The following is an 18728-nucleotide window of genomic DNA, read 5'->3' as shown; positions in this document are numbered from 1 at the left end:
TGGTATAAAAATCTTTGCAAAATAGAAAAAATGCTAAGGATCAGGATTTAATTTGTAGACTTTTTAACAATATTTCATCAGAATTGATCCGATAAATAATTTTTTCTAACGCAATAATATATTAAATAGAACTTTATTTTCTTTTACTTTGACGTGGATAAGGATTAAATGGTAATCAAAGAAATCTATCATTATCATAGATCGGTAACTGTTATTATTACTATTATCAGAAAATGAAACTGCGATAAGTAGCGATTTTAAACTTATAATCTAAAAGTTTGTTCAATACAGTTATGTCTAAAAAATAAGAACGGAACAGATTGTTAATTTTCCTAATTATAAAATTGATGAGAGATATGCATTTCTAAAAAAAATCTCATATTTTGCTAATCATTATAATTATAGTAAAAGCATGGTAGAATTAGCGGGTATAATCATATTAGGAATTTTAGCACAATGGGTGGCTTGGAAATTTAAAATCCCAGCAATTTTACCTCTTATCTTAATTGGACTTTTGGTAGGACCGGTTGCAACTTTATACACAGTAGATGGCACTAAATTAATACAACCTATTTATAACGGAGTAGAAGGATTATTTCCTGGAGAAAGTTTATTTTACTTCGTTTCTTTAGCCATTAGCATTATTCTTTTTGAAGGAGGTTTAACTTTAAGAAGAGATGAAATCCTAAATGTTGGCCCCGTAATTCTTAAATTAATAACAGTAGCCGTTGTGGTAACCTTTTTTGGAGCTGGATTGGCAGCTCATTTTATTTTCGGCTTAAGTTGGCCAATATCATTTTTATTTTCTTCTTTAATTATTGTAACAGGCCCTACGGTAATAACCCCTATTTTAAGAAATATACCATTAAAAAAAGACATTTCTGCTGTATTAAAGTGGGAAGGAATTCTTATTGATCCAATTGGAGCATTAGTGGCTGTTTTGGTTTTTGAATTTATAAGTGTTGGAGAAGGAGAGGCATTTACGAAAAAAGCTTTTATAGAATTCGGTAAAATAGTTTTATTTGGTTTCACTTTTGGTTTCACTTTTGCTTATGGCTTGGCTTTTGGAATTAAGAAAAAAATAATCCCACATTATTTATTAAATGTTTTCACCCTTGCAGTAGTGTTAGGTGTTTTCGTATTATCAGATGTATTTGCGCATGAATCAGGTTTATTATCCGTAGTGGTAATGGGTATGGTATTAGGTAATATTAACCTTCCTAACTTTGAAGAGTTATTATATTTTAAGGAATCATTGAGTGTGTTGTTAATTTCGATATTATTTATTCTTCTGTCGGCCAATATCAATATTGAAGAATTACAGTTAATATTCAATTGGAATGCTATTTTACTTTTTGCAGCTGTCGTCTTTATTGTCCGACCTTTAGGTGTTTTTCTTAGTTCAATTAATTCGGGACTTAAGATTAATGAAAAATTATTTATTAGCTGGGTAGGACCGAGAGGAATTGTAGCGGCAGGTATTGCCTCATTATTTGGTCTAAAACTTGCTAAAAATGGAGTGCCAGAGGCAGAGTATATTACACCATTAGTTTTTATGATTGTATTAGGAACGGTTCTTCTAAATGCAACAACGGCAAGATTGTTTGCTAAAGTTGCTGGGGTATTTCTTACAAAATCTGAAGGGATTTTAATTATTGGAGCATCAAAAGTTTCACGATTAATAGCCACATATCTTAAGAGTAATCAAAGACACGTAGTATTAGTAGACAGTAATCGAGAAAATATTAAAAAGGCCAAAAGTTTAGGTTTAGACGCATTAGAAGGAAGTATTTATAATGATCAATTAAAAAACAATATAGAATTAAACGATATAGGCTTTTTAATGGCACTTACAGGAAATAGTGATATTAATAAGTTTGCTATTAATCAATTTAAAGATCAATTTGGAGAAAATGGGTCTTTTAGGTTGGTTAGTTCTGAAGAAATGAATGATCCAGAAAATAACCCTAATGAAGGTTTGTTTTCTCATACGGATGATTATGATAAGTTAATGAATTTAGCCGAAAAGTATCCAGGTATCCAGGAAATTAATATTGATGATAAATCTCATTACGATTCATTAATCAATTTAATTAAACAAGATGAAGATATTATTCCTTTGTTTATCAAAGATTCCGCTAATACAATTAGAATTATATCTGCATATAGCGAAAAGATGGAGGAAATTAATGGGGATAGTTTTTTAGTTTATATTGGGAAGCCTATTGACGTGGAAGAGATCAATTAACTCGATGAAAAGTAAGAATTTTCGTCAAACAACACAAATTTAACAGAATTTTTTGTTAATAATAAATTAATACTCTATATTCGACTTTTTAAAATTTAAATTTTTAAAACCCAAATTATGAAAAAACTTATGTTTGTTGCCGTTTTTGGAATGGCTTTAGGATTAACTTCTTGTGGAGAAGATGATGTAGTAGATTTTGCTTGTGATGCAGCTAGAGATAGTTTGCGTGCTACAGTACAAGTTTCTATTGATGCCTATGAAGCTAATACATCTTCTACATCTTTATGTGAAGCTGCAAGAACTGCAATCGAATCTTATAAAAGTAACGAATGTGGAGATGATGCTTTCGATGGAATTTTAGCTGATTTACCAGATTGTTCTACTCTAGATAACGACTAGTATTAAAAGAGTTATAAAAAAAAAGAGGCTATTAAGCCTCTTTTTTTATTAATCGTTATTTATTGTTTTCCTTTATGAGATACACATAAACAGGAAAGTGATCACTATAACCTCCAGTATATGCTCCGTTTGCAAAACTTCGATACGGATATCCTTTATACCTACCTCTTGGATTAGCCAGATAGTTTTTATTATAAACTCCTGCTTTATAGTATTTATAGGAACTATAATCTTTATCAAGTAATCCCTTAGATATAATAATTTGATCAAATAAATTCCAACTATCTCTCCAAGCAAGAGATCCTATTCCCTTTTTAGACATGTTATACATTGGATTATATAATCCTTTTAGTTTCACATCCTCTTTTTCGGCTTTAGCTGCCAGTACTTTTTTTACACTAGAGTTATCAGGATCATCATTAAGATCTCCCATAGTTATAACTTTGGCATAAGGATCTATATCAAAAAGTGAATCAATAATTTTCTTATTTAATTCAGCAGCCTTTTCTCTTTTACGTCGGCTTCTAGCTTCACCTCCACTTCTTGATGGCCAATGATTTACAATAACATGTATTAAATCCCCATCGAGGTATCCACTAACTAATAATTGATCTCTGGTATATACTCTTTTAGTAGGATCATTTGAGCTATAGATCAATAACTCGTGTTTACTGGTATTGATTGGTCTAAATAATGCTTTTTGATATAATAACGCAACATCTATACCTCTTCGATCTGGAGAATCAAACTGAACTATACCATAATCTTTTGGTAAAAGCACAGGTTCATTAGCTAAGTCTTCAAGTACCTTTCTGTTTTCTATTTCTGCTACTCCTAAAATTACAGGTGCATTTTTTGTTACATCGGCACCTATTTCAGAAATTACCTTAGCCATATTTTTTAGCTTATCTTTATAGATGTCTTCAGTCCAATGATCTTTTCCATTAGGTGTTCTATCATCGTCATAGGTTATAGGATCATCTTCGGTATCAAAAAGATTTTCAACATTATAAAAAGCAATTGTGTTAACTTTGTACGTTTTCTTTTCTTGACAAAAAATAACAAGCAAAGGACATAATAAGAATGTTATGGTAAGCAAATATTTTAATTTCATTATCTAATTGATTATTAACTTATTGTAAAATGTAATCCAAATTTTGAGCCAAAATTAGCTTTTCTATTTAAAACATGTACTTTTGCGCGGCAGAAATGTTAATTTTTTAACTAAAACAACTATTAATGAAAGTGTCACAACTCAAAAAGAATCTTTTCTTTTTAATGATTTTTTTAAGTTCTGTTGGGATGTCTTATGGACAACAAACAGGATTGAAAGGTAAAATTGTTGACGCATCTTCAAATGAAAATCTTTCGGAAGTGTTAGTTATTATTGAAGGAACAGAGGTTTCTACTATGACTGATATTTCAGGAGAGTTTAATTTTGGGAGTGTTCAATTACCTTTGGGAGAACAAATTGCGGTTTTATCTAAAAATGGATATATCACAAAACGTTATCCTATTGTTATTAATGAAGGCAGTGTTTTAGATCTAAAAACGATAGATCTAGATTATGATGTAAATCAAGAACAAATCCAAATAGGTACCATTAGCCTTACGGATAATGAACTAGATGAAGGCGATGATGATGCGTCTGCGAATGTATCAGGTTTATTACAAGCATCAAGAGATGTATTTCTTAGTGCAGCAGCATTTGATTTTAGTGCTACATTTTTTCGCCCAAGAGGTCTTGGAAATGAAAATGCAAAAGTCCTTATCAATGGGATTGAGATGAATAAACTTAACGATGGTAGACCTCAATGGGGTAATTGGGGTGGATTGAATGATGTACAGCGTAATCAGGAGTTTTCTATGGGAATTTCTGCTAACGACTATACATTTGGAGATCTTGCTGGAGCAACAAATATTATTATGAGAGCTTCTCAATATCGTCAGGGAGGTAGAATATCTTATGCCGCTTCTAACAGAAGTTATACTGGTAGAATGATGGCTAGTTATAGCTCTGGATTAATGAGTAATGGTTGGGCATATACGGTTTCATTAGCGCGTAGAATGGGTAATGAAGGCTATATTGAAGGAACTTTGTATGATGCGAATTCTATCTTTGCTTCTGTTGAGAAAAAGATTAATAATAAACATAGTATAAACCTTACCAGTTTTTATACACCTAATCGAAGAGGAAGGTCTACTGCAATAACTGAAGAAGTATTTAGGTTAAAAGGAAGACAATATAACCCAAATTGGGGGTATTTTGATGGAGAAAAGAAGAACTCCAGAGTACGTGAAATCGAGGAACCAGTATTTATGTTAAATCATTACTGGAATATCACTGATAAAACTACTTTGAACACCAATGTAGGATACCAAACAGGTAAAATAGGAAATAGCCGTTTGGACAATGGAGGAACCGACTTGGTTAATTTTAATGGACAGGAAACATATACAGGAGCTGGAGCTAGTAGAGATACGAATCCAATTCATCAAAGTTACTTACCTAGTTCTTTCTTGAGTGATCCAAATCCGACACCACTTGATTTTCAAAATGCTTTCTTAGCACAGCAAGCATTTGTAAGAGATGGGCAGTTAAATTGGAATCAGTTAATAGAAGCAAATCAATTAAATGCGCAACAAGGACTTAATGCTACTTATATTTTATACGAAGATAGAATTGACGATACACAATGGAGTTTCAATTCTATTTTAAATAGTCAAATTACAGATAATATTAGTATTAATGGAGCTATTAATTATAGGACTTTAAAAAGCGAAAATTTTGCAGAAGTTCTTGATTTATTAGGAGGAACAAGATTTTTAGATGTAGATTCTTTTGGGACAAATATTGATAACGATGTGCCGGTAGATCTTGGTTTTACACCAGAAGAATTGGCGGATAGAGCACAAAGTGATTTACGTAATCGTAACCGTACAGTTGGTGTAGGTGATAGGTATGATTATAATTATGAGATTGATGCAGATGTTGTAAGCGGTTTTGCGCAGGCTCAGTTTAAAACTAATAAAATCGATTTCTTTTTAGGAGGAAATATTTCTCAAACTACTTACCAGAGAACAGGGTTGTTTGAAAATGGATATTTTCCTGGCGAAGGGCGTTTAGGTTCTTTTGGAAAAAGTGACAAATTAGATTTCACTAATTATGGTGCTAAAGGAGGTTTTACTTATAAAATTAATGGACGAAATCTAATAGATGTTCACGGAACTTATTTTACAAAAGCTCCAACCATTCGTAACTCTTTTGCTAATTCAAGACAAAACAATAGAACAATTGCGCAATTAATAGAGGCAGAAGAATCTATTACAGGAACACAGGAAAGTGAAAAGGTACAATCTATTGATGTTGGTTATATCTTAAGAACTCCTAAATTGAAAGCAAGATTGACAGGATATTATACTAAAATAGAAGATGCTACTGATATATCTTTCTTTTTTACTCAAGCAATTTCTGGTTCTGATGTAGGTTTTGTTCAGGAGATTCTTACAGGAATAGATAAACAACACTTTGGAGCAGAATTAGGAATAGAATATCAAATAACACCAACGATTAAATTAAAAGGAGCTGCGGCAATAGGTCAATTTACTTATGCTAATAATCCTGACTTATTTTTAGCAAGTACCAGTAGTTCATTTTTAGGAGAGTCAATCACCGAAGGGTTGAATGGTACACGTTACGAGGGTAAATCAGCGTTAAAAGATTATCGTATTGCTGGTGGTCCACAGAATGCAGCACAATTAGGTTTTGAGTATAGAGATCCTAATTTCTGGTGGTTTGGTACTACAGCTAATTACTTTTCTAATGCTTATATAGATGTTAGCCCTTTTGCAAGAACATCAAACTTTAATCAAGATGTGGATGGATTACCATTTAATGACTATGATGATAGTATTGCAAGAGATTTATTAAGACAAGAGCAGTTTGATGATTATATATTAGTTAATGCAGTAGGAGGTAAGTCTTGGAGAGTAAAAGATTATTACATAGGGTTCTTTGCAACGATTAATAACATTTTTGATAAGCAATACAGAACGGGTGGTTTTGAGCAAGCTAGAAATGCAAATTATAGATTGGCTGTAGAAGAATCTCAGAGAGAAACTCCTGTTTTTGGACCTAGATACTTTTATGGATTTGGTACTTCGTATTACCTTAATGTATACGTAAGATTTTAATGATGAACACAACAAAAAAATATTATAAAATGAATTCAAATAATTTAAAGAAACTAATAAGCATTTTGGTTTTGGCAGTTACGTTTACTGCTTGTGTACAAGATGATGATTTTAATACTCCGGGATTGGTCATAGAGGAACCAACATTTCCTGCAAATAGTACATTTGTTCAAATAGGTGGTATTTTAGGAGATTTAGCACAAGCGCAAAATGATGATGGGCCAGAAGCCAAAGTTACCTTTGAAGTCGAAAATCAGTATTTAGAAGGATATGTAGTATCAAGTGATAAAGCGGGTAACTTTTTTGAAGAGTTAGTTATTCAGAATTCACCAACTACTCCAACAGCAGGGTTAAGAGTATTAATAGATGTAAACCCTTTATTTACAAGTTATGAGTTTGGTCGTAAAGTATATATTGACTTAGAAGGTTTATCAATAGGTACAGAAAATGGAGTAGCAACTCTTGGAGTACTTTCTAGTGATGAGGTAGATCAAATACCTTCTTTTTCTCAGGAAGATGTAATTTTAAGATCAGCAGAGATGGCTGAAATTACCCCTTTAGAGATTACTTTCGAAGATTTTTCTGATGATCTTACTAACCTATATGTTAAGATTAATAATTTACAGTTTAATAGAAATGATGTTTTAGGAGATGACCCTCTTACGTTTGCAGGAGAACCAAGTGATGATTTTGATGGAGAGAGAAATATAGAAAGTTGTGATAATGGAGCTACAGCAGTTTTAAGCACAAGTACTTTTGCTGATTTTAAATCATTAACCTTACCAACTCAACAAGGAAGTTTTGAAGGTGTTTTAACTAAAAATTTCTTCGGAGATACTTTTAACTTAGTGTTGAATGACCCTACAGGATTAGTTTTTGACAATGAAAACCGATGTGATCCTGACGTATTAGAATGTACTGGAACTAGTGGAGGAGCAAATGTAATTTTTACTGAAGATTTTACAGGAGTAAGTATTAGTGATCTAGAAAATTCTGGATGGTTAAATGTAAATACTACAGGTGGAACTTTAGATTATGTAGTAGGAAGCTTTAGTGGTAATCAATATGCACAGATTACTGGGTTTAGTTCTGGAGAAAATCCATTTGAGGTTTGGTTAGTAACACCAGAAATCGATTTAACTGCTTCTACAGCAGAAGAATTATCTTTTGATATTCAGGCTAATTTTGACAATGGAAATATCCTTACTGCTTTTATTACAGATAACTTTACAGGTGATGTAACAACTACAGAATGGTCACAATTAGATGCTTCTATTCCAACAGGACCAAGTGGAACATTTGGAAGTTTTGAAGGAGTAGGACCAATTAATATTTCTTGTGTTGAGGGTAATGTAAGAATAGCGTTCCGTTACGCAGGTGCAGATCCAGGACCAACTACTAGATATCATATTGATAATATAGAGATTTCAGGAAACTAAGAACTTCTGTATTTTATAATAGCAAAAGCTCTCTAAAAAATTCTTTAGAGAGCTTTTTTTATTGGTTTTAGAGTATATTATTAATAGTCGAAAGTAACCGAGTAAGCGCTATTCTTTTTTGTTTTTACTCGCATTCTAAATTGGTAACAAGGATTCTTTGTATGTGAAAAACTCTGATTGTTGTTTATTTTTTTCCACTCATTTTGAATCGTAGCCCAACTACTTCCGCTGTAAGCTTTGTATTTAAGACCATAATAAACTCTTCTCCAAACAGAATGTCTTGCAATTTCTGCAATCTGTGACTCTCCAACAGAGCTATAGTGGGTATAATATTGCCAGCTAGCTTTTGAAGTGTTGGTTTGTGGATGATTAAAGTTAATTGCGTATTTCGAGGTTGGATTCGCTCTAGTAAGTTGTATTAACTCAAAAGCAATATCATTACCGGATTCTTCATAAGAGACATTTTTTTGATCATCAGTTTCTTTATCCACATCTGGCTGAGTTAGATCCATTTTATTATGACGAACTAAACTTTGTTTTAAAGTTTCATTAGCATTGATTTCCATTAGACTAAGGTTTATACTAGAATAGTTGATTAATGCTGTTTCATTATTCGCATGAATTCTTATAATTCCTGTACTACCCTCTTCTGATGTCACAGTAACATCTTTATGAAAATCATAAACGCTATTTAAAGAAAATTCGGTTTCTAAAGCTGATTCTTCCATGATTTCATTTGACTCATCTCTATCGCAGGAAATAAAAAATAATAACCCTATGATTGGTAATGCATAAAATAATTTCTTCATTTGTTTGGTTTTTAAGAATAATTAAATTGATTTGTTTAGTTTTTTGGATACAATAAATCCTTTTTCTTCACTGTATAGGATTAATAAATTACTTTTTTTAGAAACTATTCTTGGCGCCTTTGGTGTTTCTAATCCAATAGATGGTTGATCTTTATAATTTAGTTTATCGTAATTAGTGAGATTAGAATTATAAATCCTGAGTCAAAAGTATGTCGGGGGTAATGACTGACAAAAACAAAAATTAATTTAGCGGAATTTTCCGCAAATTAATTTACTGAAAAACAGTTGGTTGCGGTTTGGTTAAGGGTTAGTTCCCATTAAAAAAAGGGTTATATAACCCTTTACCATAAGGTGATTTCACGTTATGGTATAAAGGTATTTATGGGTTTTTTTGTTGTGGGAATTACGTATTATGTTTTAGGCATATATATACAGGAAAGTGATCGCTATAACCTCCTTTATATTTTCTTCCCGCGTAGGTTCTATATGGATTTCCTTTATATCTCCCTTTATAGATTTTTAGAAAACTATCATCAAAAATATTGGCTTCAGAAAAGCTATGAGTATTTTCTTCATACCTATGGAAGTTATTACTAAAAATGATTTGATCAAATAAATTCCATTGACGTTTATAAGTTAAGGTACCACGATGTCTTGTGTGTAGACGCTCCATTGGATTATAAAGATCCTGTAATACTAGATGTTTTTTTACACTTTCACTATCAGGGTCGTCATTAAAATCACCCATAACGATAATTTTTGCTTCGGGATCTTCTTCTGTAATTTGATTTATTATTTCTCGATTTTTATCAGCTGCAGCTATACGCTTATAAGAGGTAAGTTCTGCTCCATCTCTTCTAGAAGGCCAATGATTAACCAATATGTGAATTTTTTCGGTATGCAAAGTTCCCGTTACCCATAGAATATCACGGGTAAAATCTCTTTCACCGAATTCATTATTCACCAAGACTTGAATACTTTCGGAATAAGTAACTGTAAAAATTTCTTTTTGGTATAGAAGTCCAACATCGATTCCTCGTTCATCAGGAGACTCGTAATGGATTACACCATAGTTTTTATTGATTAGGTGTTTAGTTCTTGCAAGATCTTCTAAAACGGCTTTATTTTCGACTTCTGCAACACCTAAAATAACCGGAGCTTTTCCAGTTTTTGGAAATCCAATATTAGAAATAGCAGTTCCTAGTTTGAACAACTTTTTTTGATATCTTTTTTTATTCCATTTCTTTTCTGAGTCTGGTAAAAAATCATTATCCAAAGTATTAGGATCATCTTTCGTGTCAAATAAGTTTTCTAAGTTGTAAAAAGCAATTGTATGTAGATTTGTATGTTTCTTTTTAAAATAAAGCTTTGAAGACATGCAATTAAAAATTTATTGTAAACGCCTAATGTACAAATTCAAATGCATACAATATTGTACCTTTGTATATTAATTATAGAAATAAAGAATAGAAGAATATCGCTAGATAAATAGGCGCGGATGATAGAAAAGGAAAAAACAGTATACGAAAAAGCAATTTTAATAGGAATAATCACCAAAAATCAGAATGAAGATAAGTTAACTGAGTTTTTGGATGAATTAGAATTTCTAACATATACAGCAGGTGGTGAGGTGGTAAAACGTTTTACCCAAAAAATGGATATACCCAATTCTAAAACCTTTATAGGTTCTGGTAAGATGGAAGAGGTATTGGCATATGTAGAACAGCATGATATAGGGACCGTAGTTTTTGATGATGAGCTTACACCAGCTCAGCAACGTAATATAGAACGAATTTTAAAGGCAAAAATCATAGATCGTACTAATTTGATTCTTGATATTTTTGCTCAACGTGCGCAAACTAGTTATGCCAGAACTCAAGTAGAACTTGCTCAGTATCAATATCTATTACCTAGATTAACGGGTTTATGGACACACTTAGAGCGCCAGCGAGGAGGTATTGGAATGCGAGGACCTGGTGAAACTGAGATAGAAACAGATAGAAGGATTGTAAGAGATCGTATTTCTTTATTAAAGAAAAAGCTACTTACAATTGATAAACAAATGGCTACGCAACGCGGTAATCGTGGTAAGATGGTTAGGGTAGCTTTAGTTGGGTATACCAATGTGGGTAAGTCTACCTTGATGAACGTGATTGCCAAAAGTGATGTTTTTGCAGAGAATAAACTTTTTGCAACCCTAGACACTACAGTAAGAAAGGTTGTTATTGGCAATCTTCCATTTTTATTAAGTGATACAGTAGGTTTTATCAGAAAATTACCGACCCAATTGGTGGAAAGCTTCAAAAGTACATTAGATGAGGTTAGAGAAGCTGATTTGTTGCTTCACGTGGTAGATATATCACATCCTCAATTCGAGGATCATATAGATTCTGTAAGCAGGATTTTAGAAGAAATTGATAGTGTTGATAAACCAGTAATTATGGTTTTTAATAAGATTGATGCTTATGAACACGAAACCATTGATGAAGATGACTTAACTACAGAAAAAACAGAAATTCACTATACGTTAGATGAATGGAAACAAACCTGGATGAGTAGGATAGGAGATAACGCTTTGTTTATATCTGCAATTAATAAAGAGAACATAGATACTTTTAGAAAAAGAGTATATAAAGAGGTGAGAGATATACATGTAACTCGTTTTCCTTATAATAACTTTTTGTATCCTGAATTTGTGGAGGAGTAGCATTAGTTAATTAAAACTCATAATTAAGCCCTAATCCAATCACTTCGCGTATCTGGAATCCGCTTGTAGCATTATCATCGTATATTGCTTGAAAAGCGAAGCTCCCAGATATGTATTTGTTGACTACTAAGTTTAAGTTTAGTGTATAATCAATATCTACATTATAAGGGTCTTCGATGTAATTAGAATACAGATTAAGAATGTTTTCTACAGTTACATTTTTAATGACCTTAAATTTAGCGTAAGCAGCCAAGGACCCACCAAATTCAAATCGGGAACTTTTGCTTGCATCTACTCCAAAATAATCACCATCTACGTAATCAGGAGTAGTTGTAAATTGATCATCTACAAAAATCATACGAGAAGTAACAGGAGCAATATTAAAGTTAAAATCATCACTCTTTTTCCAAAGTAATCCAGGACCAATCTGTATAAAAGCTGGAGAAAAGAAATGAGTTTCTTCAGTACGTATGGTTTCGTCAGTATCAGGATCTTTGGTAAAACTATATCCTTTTGCAAATTGAGATCTAAAATTAATAAATAAAGAATAGTTCCAGTTGGTCTCTCCAATTCTTTGCCCTAATCGTGAGTTTAGTTCTATTCTATCATTCGTTTTTCGAGCAAAATTTTCTCCTTTTAGAAATGTAAGACCATAATCCGCTAAAATTTTGTTGTCCCAAGTAAGGCTGTTTTTTTTGTAATTGAATTCATAATTTAGAGCAGTATTACCTGCAATATTAGAAGTCCCACCTCCTTGCCAATCAAAATTAAAGGCAGATTGATTAAAGAAAAATGAAAATTTACCAAATGATTTCCATCCCACATGTGGTTTTTTGACAGGCTTAGGGTTTAATTTTTTTAAGAGATTGTTTAAAACAATAATATTAAGTTCTTTAGTAGTGTTTTGGAGTAAACTGTCTAACGACCTGGTCAAACGAACTTGGATAGAATCCAGTTGTTTTATTTCTTTCTTCTCTTGTCCACTGATATTGGAAAGAGAAACAAACAAAAAAATAAATAAAACAATCCTTCGCATGGTATACATATAAATGGGCACAAATATACTTTATGCATATAGCTTATTCAAATATGAATAATTTGAATTAAAAAACGTATTTCGTAATGGTGATTGTTATGATTAAAAAACTATTATTTATTTAGATTAGTATATTTATTTAAAAAATTATAGTAATCTACTAAGATGAACATAAAACTTATCAAAGCTAAAGACGTAGATATTGCTTTTTTGTTGCAATTAAGAAAGCAAACAATGATTGAACATTTAGAAAAAGCAGGAGTGTTTTTATCAGAAGATGGACATGTATCTAGAGTGAAATTTCATTTTGATAGTTCACATGTAATATGTCTAAATGAAGCAAGAGTAGGTGTGCTTAAATATATCGAAACAAATAATAGTATAGAAATTCTTCAGTTTCAAATACTACCGAAATATCAAGGAAAAGGAATTGGAAATTATTTACTCAGTTATATTATACAATTGTCTAGAGATGCAAATAAAAATGTACGGTTAAAAGTATTAAAAGAAAATCCAGCTAAATTTTTATATGAACGAAATGGTTTTAAAATTTATGATGAAGATCAATATGAGTTTCATATGGAGTTTATAAAATAACGGGAATAAAAAAAGGATCATCTAGTAATAGATGATCCTTTTTTGTGAATATATTTTTATTTACTCTAGAAAGAGTAACTCAATCCAAGATTCCAGAAAGATTGTAATTCGTTATCAGTATTTTCTAAAGTAGGAGTAACAGTTGGAGGAGGAACAGCTAAAGCTGCTTGTCCTAAAGCATAATTAAATGCTTCTTGTTTGTTTCCTCTAAGACCAAAATCAAATCCTACACCAATAGATTTCCATAAAGTATAAGAAAAAGAATTGGTCCAAGTCCAGTTAGAGTAATCTCCATCTTCATAACTTAAGAAAGCGGATAGGTTAGTTTTAAAATTAATTGCTCCTATCTTACGAGTATAATCAGCAACTATTTTTGCACCAAGAGAAGACTCATATTCTGCTGCACCTTTACTAAACACAAAGTTATAGTTTAAAGGATGTACAACAACAATTAAATTACTAATAGGAGTCCAAGTGATACCGACACCAAGATCTAAATATCCAGGGTCATTAAAATTATTTAAAACTGTAGTTCTGTATTCTCCTAAAGTAGAAACTGCAAGAGTTTCTGTTAATTTATATCCAAATAAAGAAGAAATATTAAATACATCGGTTGATTCTCTAAAGCTATCATCGTCAGTTGGATCATCTCTATCATCTAATTTTACCCAAGCAAGATTAACGTTAGCGCTATTTCTCCAGAAATATTTATCTTGTAATAAGTTAGCGTATGCATTTACGGTAACACCAATAGTACCTGCATCATTATTAGGAATTCCTTGCGAGAACCAGTTATTAAATCCAGAAAGGCTTCCTCCGATGGTACCAAAAGCTCCGATTTTCCATCCTGGTAAAGCATCTATTTGTGCTTGGATAGCATTAGCTCTTCCCTGGATAGCGGCAATAGAATCTTTTTTAGCTGATAATGTTGTTTTCAATTCTTCTTCTGTTTGTGCAAGACCAATTTGGATACCTGCTAATAGAAAGATAAATGTGAATACGATTTTTTTCATGATTAATAGTTTTAAGTAGATTGTTATATAACAAAAGTATTCTAAATTTATGAATTAACTTTTGTAAAACAAGTTCAAGGTTTATGCAAAATTTTGCGTTGGCAAATATAAGTGAAGTAACGTTTTTCGATTTAATTCAATACAATTGGATATATAATTTTCGATGAATAACCAATTTTAGCGACGAAATGAATTATTTTCGTTTAAAAAGGGGTACAGATGAACAGGCTTCCCCATACATGATACTTTTGGCAACTGGTTGTAATTTTTGAATAAGTTCAATGTATGCGCTCTCAGGAACCGGTTTATTAGAACAACCTTTAATGATTAGTAATTTGTCTTGATATTCTGAAACATCAAGTTCATTAATAATATGAGTAAAAAGGATAGTCTCTAGATTCTCTAATGAGCCAACAACGACTTTTTTTGCAAATGGAATTAACCTAGTTGTTAATAGTAAATAAGCCCAACCTGGAATGATGGCGTCAGTGGAACAATGTAAGGCAACATATTTATTCTGATATTGACTCCATTCATGATTAGATACGCTTTCTCTAAAATCTTTTTCTTTGAGAATAAAACCTTCAAAAAGCCAATCTTTTATATCAAACAAGAAACGATCACCTTCTGGATAATAGTCTTCCAAATCAATGGTGATTAGTTTAGTGTTGTTAGCGACTCTATTGATAATTTCTTCTGCCATGGGTTAAAAGTTATTTGTTTTTAAAGCATGCCTAGTTCTAATTTTGCTTCTTCACTCATTAAATCTTGCGTCCAAGTAGGTTCGAATGTTAGTTCTAGTTCTACATCATTAACAGCGTCTAATGATTTTACTTTTTCTTTTACTTCCTCAGGAAGTGATTCTGCAACTGGGCAGTTAGGAGAGGTTAATGTCATAAGAATCTTAACATCATAGTCTTCATTTACGAAAACATCATATATTAATCCTAATTCGTATATATCAACAGGAATTTCTGGGTCATAAATTGTTTTAAGTACTCTTACAATTTTTTCTCCAAGCTCTGTGGTATCTATATTAGTATCACTCATAGTATATCTTTAGTCGATTTCGACAGGCTAAACCTGACGGTAAAAGACGAATTAATTTAGTTGTGTTTGGTATGCGATAGCATACATTTTTAATTGTTTGATCATGCTCACCAATCCGTTTGCTCTAGTTGGTGATAAATGCTCTTTTAAACCAATTTCATCAATAAATCCAGTATCGGCTTCTATAATATCTTTAGGGTGCTGACCAGAAAATACTCTAATAAGAATTGCGATAATACCTTTGGTGATAATGGCATCGCTATCTGCAGTAAATTCGATTTTTTCATCATTCATTTCTGCATGAACCCAAACCTTACTCTGACAGCCTTTTATGATGTTTTCATCAATTTTATATTTTTCTTCAATCAATGGAAGCGATTTGCCTAGATCTATCATATACTCATAGCGTTGCATCCAATCATCAAACATACTAAACTCATCAACAATCTCTTCCTGAAGTTTTTGTATTGACATATACTTACAATTTTTTACAAAAATACAACAAGAATCCTTGCTATTCAACACTTTCGGTTAATGATAAGATAGTATTAACTTAATAAGTCAATTTTTAAGACAACATCATTTTTGCTTTTTTCACTGCTGCTACCAGAATATCAATTTCTTCTTTGGTATTATAAAAAGAGAAAGAAGCTCGAATGGTTCCTGGTATTTTGTAAAAATCCATGATAGGTTGTGCACAATGATGACCTGTACGAACGGCTACCCCTAGTTTATCCACAATGGATCCAATATCATATGGATGAATATCATCTATATTAAAGGAAATAACGGATGTTTTGTTTTTAGAAGTTCCATAAATTTTTAGCCCTTCTATTTCTAGAAGTTTCTGAGTTCCGTAAGCTAATAATTCATTTTCATATTCGGCAATATTATCAAAACCGATATTATTCATATAGTCTAAAGCAACGCCAAAAGCTATACCACCACAAATATTTGGTGTTCCGGCTTCGAATTTATGAGGAAGACCCGCATAGGTAGTTTTTTTAAATGTAACTTGATCAATCATTTCTCCTCCACCTTGGTAAGGAGGTAATTTAGTGAGCCATTCTTCTTTTCCGTATAACAATCCAACGCCTGTAGGTCCACAAAGTTTATGAGCAGAAGCTACATAAAAATCTACATCAAGATCCTGAACATCGGGCTTGATATGCGGGCAAGATTGCGCACCATCTATTAATACTGCTGCGCCTACTTTATGTGCTTTTTCTATGATTTCTTCTATAGGATTAATAGTTCCTAAAGCGTTAGAAATATGATTGGTAAATACAAGTTTTGTTTTGTTAGAAAGTAATTGATCGTAAACATCCATTAACAATTCGCCTTCTTGATTCATTGGAATCACTTTTAGAACAGCTCCTGTTCTTTCACAAAGCATTTGCCAGGGAACGATATTCGAGTGATGCTCCAGAGCAGAAACAATAATTTCATCTCCTTTGGTAAGTAGATTAGTAAATCCAGTAGCTACAATATTAATACTGTGCGTTGTTCCAGATGTTAGAATGATTTCATGAGGATGTGCAGCGTTAAAATGGTTTTGTACTTTTTTACGAGCAATCTCATATGCATCCGTGGCTTCTTGTGATAATGTATGTACGCCACGATGAATATTTGCATTGTAATTACTGTAATAATCTACAATAGCATCAATCACAATTTGAGGAGTTTGCGATGTGGCTGCATTATCAAAATATACTAAGGGTTTTCCGTTTACTTCTCTTTTCAAGATAGGAAAATCTTCACGTATCTTATGTACATCTAGCATATCAATTTCTTTCTGCAAAAATAGGAACTATTTCTAAGTGATATTGTTTATTTTTAAAAGGATTTAACACTTTACACAATGAAGCGATTTAAAAAGATTTTAGGATATGGATTTATAGTAATAATTGGACTATTAGTTGTTGCTATATTTTGGAATTACCCAAAACTTACAATACTTTCTGGATACTCTGCTAAGAATATGGCTTCTTCTGTTTTTATAGGGAATCGTAGTGTGGAGTTTACAGATATCAATGATAATAATTTTGCTCCTGTTAATTTAGCAGATGATCAGGTGAATATGACTAAAAAATCGGCAGTGGCTTCGGTTTTTGGGCTTAATGAACGAAAGGCTATTTATAGAGAAGGATTAGGAAGTGTAGTGATTGATGATGATTTTGATGAGAACGCTTCCTATTTAATCCCTAATAGAAGCAAGATTAAAACGAATTTACCATTTCCTTATGGTGATTTATCTCAAAAGGACACCGTTTTTAGTGCCGTTGATTATCAAAAGATAGCGAATATGGTTTCATCTGTTTTTGATAAAGAAGGAGAAAGCATACAAAAGACTAGAGCTGTTTTGGTAATACATAAAGATCAGATAATAGCAGAGAAGTATGCAGATGGATTGGATGAGAATTCCGTTTTATTAGGATGGTCCATGACTAAAAGTATTTTAGCTACTAATTATGGAATATTACAAAAACAAGGTAAAATAGATATTAATGATAAAGCTCCAATCAAGGAATGGGAAGATGATGAACGAAAAGAAATTACAATTAGTAACCTATTACAAATGAATTGTGGATTGGAGTGGGATGAAGATTATGGATCGATTTCTGACGCAACTACCATGTTGTATCTTGATAAGGATATGACTAAGCCTCAGATTTATAAAGAAGCAATTCATAAACCGAATGAATATTGGTATTATTCATCAGGTGTTTCTAATTTGTTGTCTGGGGTTTTAAGAGAACACTTTGATAGTTACCAAGAGTATCTTGATTTTCCGTACCGCGAATTTATTGATAAAATAGGTATGCATTCTATGCTTATAGAAACTGATATGGCGGGTAATTATGTGGGTTCTTCCTATGCGTGGGCGACAGTTAGAGATTGGGCAAAATTTGGTTTGTTATATCTTCATAAAGGGAACTGGAATGGGGAACAAATTTTTAATCCTGAATGGGTTGATTATGTTACCACTCCAACTGCAACTTCCGAAGGTGATTATGGAGGCCATTTTTGGTTGAATGCTGGAGGTTTTTATCCAGATGCTCCAAAAGACATGTATTCTGCCAATGGATTTCAGGGGCAACGAGTATTTATAATTCCTTCTAAAGACCTAGTAATTGTTCGTTTTGGATTGGTTGGAGATGCAGGTGTGGATTTTAATAGGTTTATAAAGGAAATTACCGAAGCCGTGAAATAAAAAAACCTCAACAAATATATGA

General features: G+C 32.1%; 16 protein-coding genes. 7 read left to right on the top strand and 9 right to left on the bottom strand.

From position 1 onward, the window contains the following. The first annotated feature begins 412 nt into the window (after positions 1-412). Together D1815_RS16590 and D1815_RS16585 are read left to right on the top strand one after the other, a co-directional pair. Positions 413-2248, top strand: a complete 1836-nt coding sequence (locus D1815_RS16590) for a sodium:proton antiporter (RefSeq protein ID WP_027394523.1) — start codon at positions 413-415, stop codon at positions 2246-2248. 117 nt (positions 2249-2365) lie between these two features. Beyond that, positions 2366-2647 (top strand): hypothetical protein, encoded by a 282-nt coding sequence (locus D1815_RS16585; protein WP_027394524.1) that lies wholly within the window; start codon positions 2366-2368, stop codon positions 2645-2647. Positions 2648-2702: 55 nt separating this feature from the next. Here the strand turns inward: D1815_RS16585 and D1815_RS16580 are convergent, their stop codons facing one another. Beyond that, on the bottom strand, positions 2703-3761 hold the full coding sequence (locus D1815_RS16580) for an endonuclease (protein WP_027394525.1): 1059 nt from the start codon (positions 3759-3761) through the stop codon (positions 2703-2705). A gap of 125 nt (positions 3762-3886) precedes the next feature. On the opposite strand from D1815_RS16580, the gene D1815_RS16575 reads away from it, so the two are divergent. Further along, positions 3887-6841: a TonB-dependent receptor gene (locus tag D1815_RS16575; protein WP_233557594.1), complete on the top strand. Its 2955-nt coding sequence runs from the start codon at positions 3887-3889 to the stop codon at positions 6839-6841. Positions 6842-6870: 29 nt separating this feature from the next. Continuing rightward, positions 6871-8280 carry a DUF5689 domain-containing protein gene (locus D1815_RS16570; RefSeq protein WP_118388307.1) on the top strand — a complete coding sequence of 470 codons (1410 nt, stop codon included), beginning with the start codon at positions 6871-6873 and terminating at the stop codon, positions 8278-8280. Positions 8281-8360: 80 nt separating this feature from the next. On the opposite strand, the gene D1815_RS16565 is transcribed toward D1815_RS16570, so the two are convergent. Both D1815_RS16565 and D1815_RS16560 read right to left on the bottom strand, forming a co-directional pair. Then, complete coding sequence (locus D1815_RS16565) at positions 8361-9089, bottom strand: hypothetical protein (RefSeq protein WP_118388305.1); 729 nt, start codon at positions 9087-9089, stop codon at positions 8361-8363. 403 nt (positions 9090-9492) lie between these two features. Then, the gene (locus D1815_RS16560) at positions 9493-10467 is read right to left on the bottom strand and encodes an endonuclease (protein ID WP_118388303.1); all 975 of its coding nucleotides are present in this window, start codon (positions 10465-10467) and stop codon (positions 9493-9495) included. Positions 10468-10587: 120 nt separating this feature from the next. Here D1815_RS16560 and hflX point away from each other — a divergent pair, with 120 nt between their 5' ends. Further along, complete coding sequence (gene hflX / locus D1815_RS16555) at positions 10588-11796, top strand: GTPase HflX (protein ID WP_027394530.1); 1209 nt, start codon at positions 10588-10590, stop codon at positions 11794-11796. Positions 11797-11806: 10 nt separating this feature from the next. On the opposite strand, the gene D1815_RS16550 is transcribed toward hflX, so the two are convergent. Beyond that, positions 11807-12832, bottom strand: coding sequence for a DUF3078 domain-containing protein (locus D1815_RS16550; protein ID WP_118390047.1), 1026 nt, complete (start codon positions 12830-12832; stop codon positions 11807-11809). Positions 12833-12997: 165 nt separating this feature from the next. On the opposite strand from D1815_RS16550, the gene D1815_RS16545 reads away from it, so the two are divergent. Further along, on the top strand, positions 12998-13429 hold the full coding sequence (locus D1815_RS16545) for a GNAT family N-acetyltransferase (protein ID WP_118388301.1): 432 nt from the start codon (positions 12998-13000) through the stop codon (positions 13427-13429). A 65-nt stretch (positions 13430-13494) separates the two neighbouring features. Here D1815_RS16545 and D1815_RS16540 read toward each other — a convergent pair whose 3' ends face one another. From D1815_RS16540 to D1815_RS16520, 5 genes are all read right to left on the bottom strand, one after another. Further along, the gene (locus tag D1815_RS16540) at positions 13495-14442 is read right to left on the bottom strand and encodes a DUF3078 domain-containing protein (protein ID WP_027394532.1); all 948 of its coding nucleotides are present in this window, start codon (positions 14440-14442) and stop codon (positions 13495-13497) included. Positions 14443-14635: 193 nt separating this feature from the next. Continuing rightward, a complete protein-coding gene (locus D1815_RS16535) occupies positions 14636-15145 on the bottom strand; it encodes a DUF2480 family protein (RefSeq protein ID WP_118388299.1) in 510 nt (169 codons plus the stop codon). A 20-nt stretch (positions 15146-15165) separates the two neighbouring features. Then, on the bottom strand, positions 15166-15492 hold the full coding sequence (locus tag D1815_RS16530) for a DUF59 domain-containing protein (protein ID WP_027394534.1): 327 nt from the start codon (positions 15490-15492) through the stop codon (positions 15166-15168). Between the two features lie 51 nt (positions 15493-15543). Continuing rightward, positions 15544-15966: a SufE family protein gene (locus tag D1815_RS16525; protein ID WP_118388297.1), complete on the bottom strand. Its 423-nt coding sequence runs from the start codon at positions 15964-15966 to the stop codon at positions 15544-15546. A gap of 94 nt (positions 15967-16060) precedes the next feature. Continuing rightward, positions 16061-17275: an aminotransferase class V-fold PLP-dependent enzyme gene (locus D1815_RS16520; RefSeq protein ID WP_118390045.1), complete on the bottom strand. Its 1215-nt coding sequence runs from the start codon at positions 17273-17275 to the stop codon at positions 16061-16063. A gap of 78 nt (positions 17276-17353) precedes the next feature. Here D1815_RS16520 and D1815_RS16515 point away from each other — a divergent pair, with 78 nt between their 5' ends. After that, complete coding sequence (locus tag D1815_RS16515; protein ID WP_118388295.1) at positions 17354-18706, top strand: serine hydrolase; 1353 nt, start codon at positions 17354-17356, stop codon at positions 18704-18706. The last annotated feature ends 22 nt before the right edge of the window (positions 18707-18728 follow it).

This window comes from Aquimarina sp. AD1, from assembly GCF_003443695.1.
Classification (GTDB): domain Bacteria; phylum Bacteroidota; class Bacteroidia; order Flavobacteriales; family Flavobacteriaceae; genus Aquimarina; species Aquimarina latercula.
This window is presented reverse-complemented; position numbering and strand designations above follow the sequence as displayed.